Origin of the sequence: Actinocrinis sp., assembly GCF_035650855.1 — a bacterium.
In the GTDB taxonomy this organism is placed as follows: Bacteria; Actinomycetota; Actinomycetes; order Streptomycetales; family Catenulisporaceae; genus Actinocrinis.
The window spans coordinates 1-9,533 of record NZ_DASRGV010000366.1; the positions used below are offsets into that span (position 1 = coordinate 1).

Consider the following 9,533-nt stretch of genomic DNA (forward strand, 5'->3'; position numbering starts at 1 on the left):
GGTGCGCGGTGACGGACTGCACGACTACCTGCGCGGGCTGGCTCCGGCCGCCCGCCGCATCGACGTGTGGGAAGACTCCAGCCACGAATACCTGCGCCGCAGGCCCGGCGACGGCTCGCTCATCCTGCTGCCCGGCAGCCACGGCGGCGCCGAGTTCGACATCGACCGGGCGATCGTCAACCGCTGCGTCGATCTTCTCGTGCGCCTCGACGAGGAGTTCGACCTGTGCGTGGTGGACTTGAGCGCGGGCCGCTCGTTCGCGGTCGAGCTGGTGCTCCAGGCGACCGCGCGGCCGGCGCTGCGCAGCGTCCCGACGCGCTGGCTGGTCTTCCACAAGTGGACCCGGCAGCACGTCATCGCGGCCAACAGCCTGGTATACGGCGAGCACGGCCTGCTCGAGTCCGGCAAGAGCACCGGGCACAACGAGGAGGAGATGCGCTCGATGATCCGCTTCGTGCGCACCGCCGTGATCGACCCGCACGGCCCCGAGGTGGCCGGGCTGCGCAGTTCTCAGCAGACGTGGCTGGCCGAGGTGGACAAGGATCTGGAGCGCACGGCCGCGAAGCTCGAACTCGGCAGGGCGCTGCGCATCGGCACGGTCCCGCTCGACCCGGTGCTCCAATGGCGCGAGCAGCTGATCCTTAACCGGGACGTGCACGTCACGGAGATCGCGAACCAGGCCACCGTCGACGCCTTCGAAGAGCTGGTGAAGATCGTCACCGATCAGCGTTTGTGGGAAGGTTCGTGACCCCCATGGACACCAGCTTCCACGAGGTCGCGGCGCAGCGGCGTACCCAGGACGTGGCGTACTCGCACCTGTCGATCGAGCTGGACCACCTCTACATGGAGGACTTCAAGCTGGGCCTTGGTCATCTGCGCAAGCGGATAAGGCACATCGCGCCCTGGTATCGCACCGCCATGGCGGCTTTCACCGAGCGGCATCCCACGCCGCGCCCGCGCATCAGCACGTGTTTCCTCGTGGACGACTACTTCAGCGACCTGGTGCCGCCCGGCAAGCTGATCCCTGAGTTGCTTGAGGCTGCGCGCGACGAGCATCTGACGATTGATTACCTGGCCCGCGAGTCCGGTTGCGCCGTGGCCGACGGGGTGGAGCTGGCCGCGCTCGTGGCCGGGCGGCTGGTCTCGGTGCCGGTGCAGGGCACCGACGGCTCGCGGCCGCCCACCGCCGAGAGCGGCTGGCTGTCGAACGGCCAGCGCACCCCGAGCATGCCCGCCGCCGCGCTGCACCCGCGGTCCTGGCAGGCGCCGATGGAGGCCGAGGCGCGCAACCACTCGATCTTCCTCGACGTAGAGCTCTGGGACGAACAGGACGGCGCCCGCCGCTGGTCCTGCCCGATGCTCGCGGCGGTGTGGCAGCTGCTGCGCCTGGGCCTGCTGCGCGACCACGGCAGGACCGTGATCCAGCCGCGCCCGCTGCCGCTGGACCTGCCGGACGAATGGATCGCGATGCCGCCGGTGGTGCAGCTCAACCCGCGGGCCTCCTCGTTCCACGGCTATCGCACGCTCTCCCTGCTCGACGACCGCTTCCTGCCGATCGAGCACGCGGTGCGGGTCATCCTCAACCAGGTCGGCCAGGACCGCGAGGTCATGGAGCGGGTGGCCCAGCGCGCCGGCGGCGAGGGTGTGCCGGTGCCGCCGGAGGTGACCGGCCGCATCGCGTACGTGTTCATGACAGACTTCTGAACATGCGTACCGAGGCGCTGCCCGACCAGCCGCCGGCCGCGCTGTCCGGCGGGCCGGAGCCCGGGCTCGCCGTCGGGGAGATCCGCACCGGGCTGCTGCGCAACAGCCGCACGCTGCCGCACGGCGCCGTCGCCGAACTGCTCAATCTGCTGCCCGGGGAGCCGGTGCGCAGGTCCGAGCGGCCGATCGCGCACGCGCTGTCCCCCGACGTGGTCAACGGCGTGGACTGCCAGATCGCCACCAAGTCCGGCGGCCGCATGCGCGCGGTCGGCACGATCCTGACCCACGCCGTGATAGTCGGCGGCCGGGTGCTGCAGACCTCCAGTTACACCACGATCGCCTCGCACGGTTCGCAACGGCGGCTGCCGTGGTCGCACTACACCGCGCGGCCCGGGCGCATCGAGACCATCGCCAGGGCCGGCCTGGCGGACCTGGCCGCCGGTTACCTGGCGCTCGACCAGGAGCCTGGCTGCCTCGACCTCGGCTCCGTCAGCGAGCGGCTGGCCCGCAGGCTGCAAAGCTCCGCGGTACTCGACGGCCACCAGCCGCTGCGGTTCCAGTGGACCCGGCTGCGCTGGGCCGCGCGCTACGGGCTCGACGACGACACGGCCGAGCCCTCCGCCCAGTTCGAGCTCGTCGACGACACCGTCAGAGCACTGAGCCTGCGTATCCCGCGGCCGCCCGCCACGCCAAGTGGCGCGGTGGATCTGGGCGCGATCCTGGAACTGTGCCGGGATCTCGCGCTGCACGACTGGGTGCTGACCACGCTGACCCGCCGGATCGAGCGCGCCGATCCGGGCTCCGGCGACCGCCGGCGCACGGCGGCGGAACTGGGCCCGGCGATCGACCACCTGCTGCCGCTGTGGATGCCCGGGGCGCGGGTGGCGGACGAGCTGTCCGCGGTCTGGGAGGGCTTCGAGCGGCGGCCGGGTTTCACCCGGCAGTGGGAAGCGGCCGTCAGCCGGGTACGAGACCAGTTGGCGTTGCATACTCTGCAACTGCTGGCGAACCTGTCTTCACCGGACACTTCCGGCGAGATCGGGAGTAAAATCGAGTTCTGACAAGGGAGGGGCTGCCGGTGGACCGGGACCAATACCAGGGCTCGATCAGGACACTGGCACGCCGCCTCCTGCTTGCGGTCGGCTTCAGCGCGGTCGCCGTCGCCGCCACGCTCGCCGCCGGTGACACCGACGCCGCCTCGGTGGCGGCGATCACGGTGGCGGTCGCCGCGGCCTCGGTCGCCGGGGACTTCCTGCACGGCGTCGCGCTGCGCCTGCAGCGGCTTGAACGCCGCACCGACGACGCGCTCGACCAGGCCGGCGCCGTGCTGGAGAGCGCGGCCACGCAGATGCGCGCGGACGTCGACCGGCGTTTCGCCCAGCTGACCACCGTGCCGGAGGCCTTCGGGCTGCAACCGCTGGATCACACCAGGGCGGCGGAACTGGTGAAAGTGGTGCAGAACGCGTACGCCTTCGAGCACCGTTCCTCCCCGCTGGCCAACGCCTTCATCCAGGCCGAGGCGCAGCGATTCAACCTTCTGCTCCATCAGCTGCGGGCCGGCGAGGGCACCTACGACGGCGAGGACCGCGACTGGCTGCTCACGCTCACCCGGGCCTGCACCCGTACCCTGGACGCGACCAGCCTGACCACTACCGACGCCGGCGGCCGGATGCGGTTCAGCGGCGGCTTCTGGGAGAGCGACCTGGGTCTGCACTATCTGGAGCTGCAGGCCGAGGCGGTGCGTCGCGGCGTGACGATCCGGCGGGTGTTCATCCTGGAGGACGCGAAGGTCACCGAGGACCTGACCTACCAGGCGATGTGCGAGCGCCAGCGCCGGCTCGGCTTCGAGATCCGCTATCTGGTCCCCGACATGGTGTCGGTCGGCCTGCACAACAAGCTGGACGACTTCATCCTGTTCGACAACGAGATCAGCTACGAGGTGGTCGCCTCGCTGGCGCCGGGCAACGCGCGCCCGGTTATCTCCTCCACCCACCTGGCGCTCAACCGGATGCTGGTCGCCAAGCGGGTCCGGCAGTTCGCAGAGATCTGGGACGCGGCGCTGCCGTGCGCCGATCCCGACCAGCAGTTCGACTGAGCGCGGCCGCCCTGCTCACACTCCCCCGGCCGGCTCGAAGACGCCGGTGTCTCGCGGCGAAGGCGACGCTGCGAGCGCTACCGAGTAAGACGACGAACGATGCGTCGGCTGCGGCGCGCTGGCCTTCGTGCCCTTCCGATAGCCGCCGAACAACAGCCCGAGTATCACGATGATCAGGATCAGCCAGAAGATCGGCCACAGGCAGCCGAGCGGCCGGGGCGCGGCTCCGTTCACCGCGTCGCGGCGACGCCTTCTCCACGGCGGTCGCGAGTAGACCACCCGCCGGCCTCCTCGTTCGACGACGGTCGGGTCCGGTGACCCGGTTCAACAACGGCTCAACGTTTAGCAATGACGCGGTCTGCTAACACAGTACCTTGGCCGGGCTACCCGCAAACCGAACTGGAAGGCGATCACGATGGGCAAGTGGCGCAAGCGAATACTGGGCACCGCAGCGTCCGTAGTCGCCCTGTTCGTCCTCTACCTCATCGGCTCGGCGGTGCATCTGTTCCCGCAGTTGCGCAACCCGTTCGGTGAGACGACGACCGAGCGCAGCCAGCCGGTCGTGCTCAAGTCGATCGTGGACCTGTCCAAGTACGAGGCCGCCAGCGGCAACTTCCAGGTGGTGGTCGACATTAGTTCGTCCGGCATACTGCCGAGCTTCCTCGAGGGCAGCGACACCATGTTCATCGGCGTCGGATCGGACAACGCGTACGTCGACTTCTCCCATCTGAAGGGCGACGCGGTGCAGGTCTCCGCCGACCGGCTCACCGCCACGCTCACGCTCCCGCACGCGCAGCTGGATCCGGCCGTGCTGGATGTGAAGCAGTCCTATGTCTTCGCTCAGCAGCAGGGCCTGTTCACCCGGCTCAACTCGTTCCTGAGCGGGAATCCGAACAGCCAGCAGGCCGTCTACGAGCTGGCGCAGAAGAAGATCGAGCAGGCCGCGACGACCAGCGAGGTCAAGGCCGACGCCGAGCGCAACACCCGCAGCATGCTGGTCAGCCTGTTGCAGTCGCTCGGCTTCAAGACCGTGACGGTCACCTTCACCTGACCGCCGCTCCCGCTTTCCCCGGCGCTACTCCCCCGATCCCGCCGCTGCCCCGATCCCCGTTGCCTAGTCTTCCTGGTAGGAGTACCGCTGCTCCTGCCAGGGGTCCCCGACGTTGTGGTACCCGCGCTCCTCCCAGAACCCGCGCCGGTCGGCGACGAGGTACTCGATGGCGCGGACCCACTTCGGGCCCTTCCACGCGTACAGATGCGGCACGACCAGGCGCAGCGGGAAGCCGTGCTCGGGCGTCAGCTCCTCGCCGTTGCGGTGCGTTGCCAGGATGCTGGTGTCGCGCAGCAGGTCGTCGATGCGCAGGTTGGCTGAGTACCCGTACTCGGCCCACACCATCGCGTGCGTCGCATCCGGCGCGGGCGGGGCGAGTTCGATCAGCGTGCTGGCAAGGACGCCGGACCATACGTTGTCGAGCAACGTGAACTTGGTGACGCAGTGCAAGTCGGCTTCGACGCGGTCGGCCGGCAGCTCCTGGAAGCCCGCGTAATCCCACGCCCGCTTCGACCCGTCGGCGGTCGCGCCGTACACCTGAAAGTCCCAGCGCTCCGGCTTGAACCGGGGCACCGGACCGTAATGCAGCACCGGCCAGCTGGCCTGCGCGCGCTGCCCTGGAGGGATCCGCCCCGAATCGTCCGCGGGACCCTCGCCGCGCGGCCGGCGCGCGTCGATGCCACTCAGACCCATGACGTCTATCGTCCCAGATCCACAGGCATGCTCTGTACCGCACTCGGACCGCGCGACTCTGCGTTAACCGCAACCGTCCTGGTTAACGCACGTTCTCGGGTGAATCCTTGCCATCCACAAAAGACGCCAGCCCGCGCATGATGACCTCGAGGCCGAGCTCGAAGCGGTCCACGCCCTCGGACTCCTGGTTCATCATCGGACCAGCCAGCTCGACCAGATTCGGGAAGCGGTCAACCGGCAAGGCGCGCAGGTAGTCGCTGATTTCACCCATCGCCTCGCTGACCTCGGCGCTGCCTGCTTCGGGGAAGCGGGACCGCCACATGCTCTCCTCGATCGCCTCGGCGACCAGGTAGGTGCCGAGCAGATCCCCGGCATAGGCGGCGATGTTGTCCGGCAGCCCTCCGGCCCGCAGGATCGAGAGCTGCAGCTCCACCGCGTGCAGTCCGTTCCGGCCGAACGGAATGCGCCCGATGAACGCCTTGGCCAGGTCGCGGTGCTCGACCAGCACGTCGCGGGAGAGCCGCACGCTCTGCTTCACCAGCTCCCGCCAGTTCCCCGCCGTCGGCTCGACATGGTGCCAGCGGTCCACGACCTGGCCCATCACCCAGTCGACGAGCAGCTCCATCAGCTCGTCCTTGTTCGCGACGTAGGCGTAGAGGGACGCGGCGCCGGTGCCAAACTCCTGGGCGACGCGGCGCATCGAGAGCGCGTCGATGCCCTCGGCGTCGATGATCCGGACCGCCGCCTCGACGATCGCCTCGCGGCTGAGCTGCGGCTTGTCCGCCGAACGCCCGGCCCGACCGCCGCGCGGCCGGGGAGCCCACGGCGGCGCCGGTACGTCCGCCGAGGACCGGCTGTCACGCGCTCGCGCCACCGTCATCCGAGCTCCAGTCTTCCCACGGCCGGCCTTCCAGGACCCACCAGGCCCCTCTTTCCGTCCTCACCCTACGCCCGCACGAACAGTGTACGCAATCTACGAACGGTGTACTTGACACGAACAGTGTTCCGTTCTAGAACGGTGTTCAGAACTCGCAAACACCGTTCGTCACGGGGAGGAACCCATGCCCGCCGCCGTCGATCAATCCACCGAGAGCACCTCCGGCCGGCCAGGCGAGCCCGGCGCGCCGCCCGACTTCAAACCGACCAGACTCCAGTGGCTCGTGCTGCTCACCGTGCTCGGCGCGGACATCATGGACCTGCTGGACTCGACCATCGTCAACGTCGGTGCGCCCGCTATCGCCCGCGACCTGCACGCCTCCGGCAGCCAGCTGCAGTGGGTCATCGCCGGCTACACCCTCGCGATGGCCGTCGCGCTGATCACCGGCGGCCGGCTCGGCGACCTGTACGGACGCCGCCGCATGTTCCTGCTCGGCATCGGCGCGTTCACCGCGTTCTCCGCGCTCAGCTCCGCGGCCACGGACCCGCAGCTGCTGATCGCGGCCCGCGCGCTTCAGGGCCTCTCGGCGGCGGTGATGCTGCCGCAGGGCCTCTCGATCATCCGCTCGGTGTTCCCGCCGGCCCAGGCCGGCGCGGCGATGAGCATCTTCGGCCCGGTCATGGGCCTGGCGGCCACCCTCGGCCCGATCGTCGGCGGCGCGCTCGTGCAGGCGAACCTGTTCGGCTCCGAGTGGCGCTCCATCTTCTGGGTCAACGTGCCGGTCGGGCTGCTGTCCCTCGGCTGCGCGTGGCGGGTGATCCCCCGCGACAAGCCGCACGGCCCCGACGCGCCGACCCTGGACGTCGCCGGGATGCTGCTGTCCGGCATCGCGATGCTGCTGCTGGTCTACCCGCTGATCCAGGGCCGCGAAAAGGGCTGGCCCGCGTACATGTTCGTGATGATGGCGGCAGCCGTCCCGATCTTCGCAGCGTTCTGGCTCCAGCAGCGCGCCCGCCAGCGCCACGGCCGCACCCCGCTGGTCACGCCGTCGCTCTTCACCAAGCGGGCGTTCACGGGCGGCCTGGTCCTGGCAGTGTTCTTCTTCGCGGGCATGGGCGCGCTGTTCTTGGTTCTGATGCTGCACATCCAGCTCGCGCTCGGCTACACGTCCCTGCACGCGGGCCTCACCGGCTTACCGTTCTCCCTCGGCGCGGCGGTCGGCACGGGCCTTGCGGCGGCGGTCCTGGCGCCGAAGTTCGGCCGCAAGGTCCTGCACGCGGGCGTGGTGACGATGGCCGCAGGCATCGCAGCGGTCGCGTGGACGGTCAAGGAAGCGGGCACGAGCCTCACGACGTGGGACCTCACCCCCTCCTACGCGGTCTGCGGAGTCGGCATGGGCCTGCTGATCGCCTGTTACTTCACGACGGTCATCTCAGCGGTCGACGACGCGGAGACCGGCACCGCCGGCGGCGTCCTCAACGCGGTCCAGCAGCTGGCCAGCTCCCTGGGCGTGGCGCTGTTCGGCACGCTGTACTTCAACTCGCTCAGCGCGGGCCACACGTCCGTCAGCGCCACCGCCAGCACCCTGTGGTTCGCGAGCATCGCCGTGGTGCTCTGCCTCCCGCTCGGATTCCTGCTGCCGCGCTTCCCCCGCACAGACGTCGAAATGCACTGAGCTAGGGCGCAGGCTCAAGCCCCCCAGCCCCTGACTCGTCCCGCCCCCGGTCCCGGCTCCCCACAGAGCCGGGACCACTGCGCTGCTCAGGCCTCCGCTGCGGTCCGCCTCACGCCTGCAGCCGACTTGGTAACGCCTACGATCGCCCGCCCTCCGCTCGACTGTGCCGTACCCGTCACGCGGTACCTCTGCGGTAATCGGCGGTGGTTCGGCAACCCTCGATGCGTAACCGATAAGGCAATCTAGATTTGTCTTGACAAGGCAAGTTAGAATAGCCTTACCAAGTGAGAAGAACGGTCTTGATACGCCGGATCGCAAAAGCGGCTAAGCACGTCAAGGTCACCTGGGTATTCGTGCGCCAGGGTGGCAGTCACGAGGTTTGGTCGTGCGGCGCGATCATGGTGACCATTCCCCGCCACCGGGAGATCAACGAGCTGACAGCTCAGGGCATCATGAAGGATCTTGAGGCGGTGCCGGGGAAGGATTGGTGGAGGAATTGAAGACGTACCAGGTCGTAGCTCAGCGCTCTGGCAAATGGTGGGCGGCGCACGTCCCCGAGGTGGCGGGCGTGCATACCCAAGCCCGGCGTCTAGAGCAGGTTGAGGCAGAGGCACGCGAAGCGATCGCCCTGATGCTGGATGTTGAACCTTCCAGCATCACTGTCATCGTTGAGCCAACCTTGCCGGACGAGGTCTCTGCTTTGGTAGCCGCGCTTGCGACTGCGCATGCTGCAACGCAGGACGCCCAAACGAAGGAGCGCGAGGCGGTTCGCAAGGCGGCGCATGCGCTCGTCGAGGACCTGGGTCTTCCCCAGCGAGATGCCGGAAAGATCCTCGGCCTGACGCATCAGCGTGTCCAGCAAATCCTCGCTGGTTCCGCCAAACGACGTGGTGTTCTGCGTGCGCAAATGCACTAGTCGTGAAGATGCGGCCGGATCACGCTTAACAGTGGATGCGCACGATCGCCCACCTCGGCTCGACTTGGCATGAAGGCACGGCGATACGCTGCTCGGCGCGGCCTGACTAACTGGAAGCGTGTTGAGTTAGCGGAGCGGCCGAGCGTCAGCGAGGCCGCGGAGCGTCTGGGGTGGGAGGGCGGATAGCCGTAGGCGTTACCAGGCCAGCCGCAGGCGTAAGGCGGAGCGAAGCGGAGCCCTGATAGCGCAGCGTTCAGCGTGAAGCGCGTGCGCGGCAGCGCCCTGAGTCCGTGGAGCGAAGCGGAACGGAGGCGGGAGGGCGGGCGGCCGTAGGCGTTACCAAGTCGGCCGCGGGCGGCCCGGTGCCGGATGGACACTGGGCCGCGCGTGAGGAACGGCTGTCTCAAGCGGCTGACGCGGCAACGTCGTCGTGGTCCGTGGACTCCGACAGGGTACGTAGACGCTCCAGTTCCGCGCGCATGAAGTTCAGCTTGGCCTCGACGCGCTGGACCGAGTCGGAGC

11 protein-coding genes are annotated in these 9,533 nt (G+C 68.9%); 8 read left to right on the forward strand and 3 right to left on the reverse strand.

What is annotated here, in order from left to right; translation table 11 throughout:
* The 4 genes from VFB40_RS25675 to VFB40_RS25690 form a co-directional block, all read left to right on the forward strand.
* Positions 1-748: SCO2523 family variant P-loop protein (locus VFB40_RS25675; RefSeq protein WP_324855065.1), on the forward strand; the 748-nt coding region annotated here is incomplete at its 5' end.
* 5 nt (positions 749-753) lie between these two features.
* Positions 754-1,704 carry an SCO2522 family protein gene (locus VFB40_RS25680; RefSeq protein ID WP_324855067.1) on the forward strand — a complete coding sequence of 317 codons (951 nt, stop codon included), beginning with the start codon at positions 754-756 and terminating at the stop codon, positions 1,702-1,704.
* Positions 1,705-1,706: 2 nt separating this feature from the next.
* On the forward strand, positions 1,707-2,765 hold the full coding sequence (locus tag VFB40_RS25685) for an SCO2521 family protein (RefSeq protein ID WP_324855069.1): 1,059 nt from the start codon (positions 1,707-1,709) through the stop codon (positions 2,763-2,765).
* Positions 2,766-2,782: 17 nt separating this feature from the next.
* Positions 2,783-3,799, forward strand: coding sequence for a DUF6879 family protein (locus VFB40_RS25690; protein ID WP_324855071.1), 1,017 nt, complete (start codon positions 2,783-2,785; stop codon positions 3,797-3,799).
* Between the two features lie 15 nt (positions 3,800-3,814).
* On the opposite strand, the gene VFB40_RS25695 is transcribed toward VFB40_RS25690, so the two are convergent.
* Entirely contained in the window at positions 3,815-4,078 is a 264-nt protein-coding gene (locus tag VFB40_RS25695) for a hypothetical protein (RefSeq protein ID WP_324855073.1), read from the reverse strand.
* Between the two features lie 136 nt (positions 4,079-4,214).
* Between VFB40_RS25695 and VFB40_RS25700 the strand changes: the two genes are divergently transcribed.
* Positions 4,215-4,850 carry a DUF4230 domain-containing protein gene (locus VFB40_RS25700; protein WP_324855075.1) on the forward strand — a complete coding sequence of 212 codons (636 nt, stop codon included), beginning with the start codon at positions 4,215-4,217 and terminating at the stop codon, positions 4,848-4,850.
* A 63-nt stretch (positions 4,851-4,913) separates the two neighbouring features.
* Here the strand turns inward: VFB40_RS25700 and VFB40_RS25705 are convergent, their stop codons facing one another.
* Both VFB40_RS25705 and VFB40_RS25710 read right to left on the reverse strand, forming a co-directional pair.
* Positions 4,914-5,543 (reverse strand): sulfite oxidase-like oxidoreductase, encoded by a 630-nt coding sequence (locus VFB40_RS25705; RefSeq protein WP_324855077.1) that lies wholly within the window; start codon positions 5,541-5,543, stop codon positions 4,914-4,916.
* Between the two features lie 82 nt (positions 5,544-5,625).
* The gene (locus VFB40_RS25710) at positions 5,626-6,423 is read right to left on the reverse strand and encodes a TetR/AcrR family transcriptional regulator (RefSeq protein ID WP_324855080.1); all 798 of its coding nucleotides are present in this window, start codon (positions 6,421-6,423) and stop codon (positions 5,626-5,628) included.
* A 181-nt stretch (positions 6,424-6,604) separates the two neighbouring features.
* Between VFB40_RS25710 and VFB40_RS25715 the strand changes: the two genes are divergently transcribed.
* From VFB40_RS25715 to VFB40_RS25725, 3 genes are all read left to right on the forward strand, one after another.
* Positions 6,605-8,095 carry an MFS transporter gene (locus tag VFB40_RS25715; RefSeq protein ID WP_324855082.1) on the forward strand — a complete coding sequence of 497 codons (1,491 nt, stop codon included), beginning with the start codon at positions 6,605-6,607 and terminating at the stop codon, positions 8,093-8,095.
* A gap of 284 nt (positions 8,096-8,379) precedes the next feature.
* Positions 8,380-8,595, forward strand: a complete 216-nt coding sequence (locus VFB40_RS25720) for a type II toxin-antitoxin system HicA family toxin (RefSeq protein ID WP_324855084.1) — start codon at positions 8,380-8,382, stop codon at positions 8,593-8,595.
* Positions 8,583-9,011 (forward strand): type II toxin-antitoxin system HicB family antitoxin, encoded by a 429-nt coding sequence (locus tag VFB40_RS25725; protein WP_324855086.1) that lies wholly within the window; start codon positions 8,583-8,585, stop codon positions 9,009-9,011. Before VFB40_RS25720 ends, VFB40_RS25725 begins: the two co-directional genes overlap by 13 nt.
* Positions 9,012-9,533: the final 522 nt, after the last annotated feature.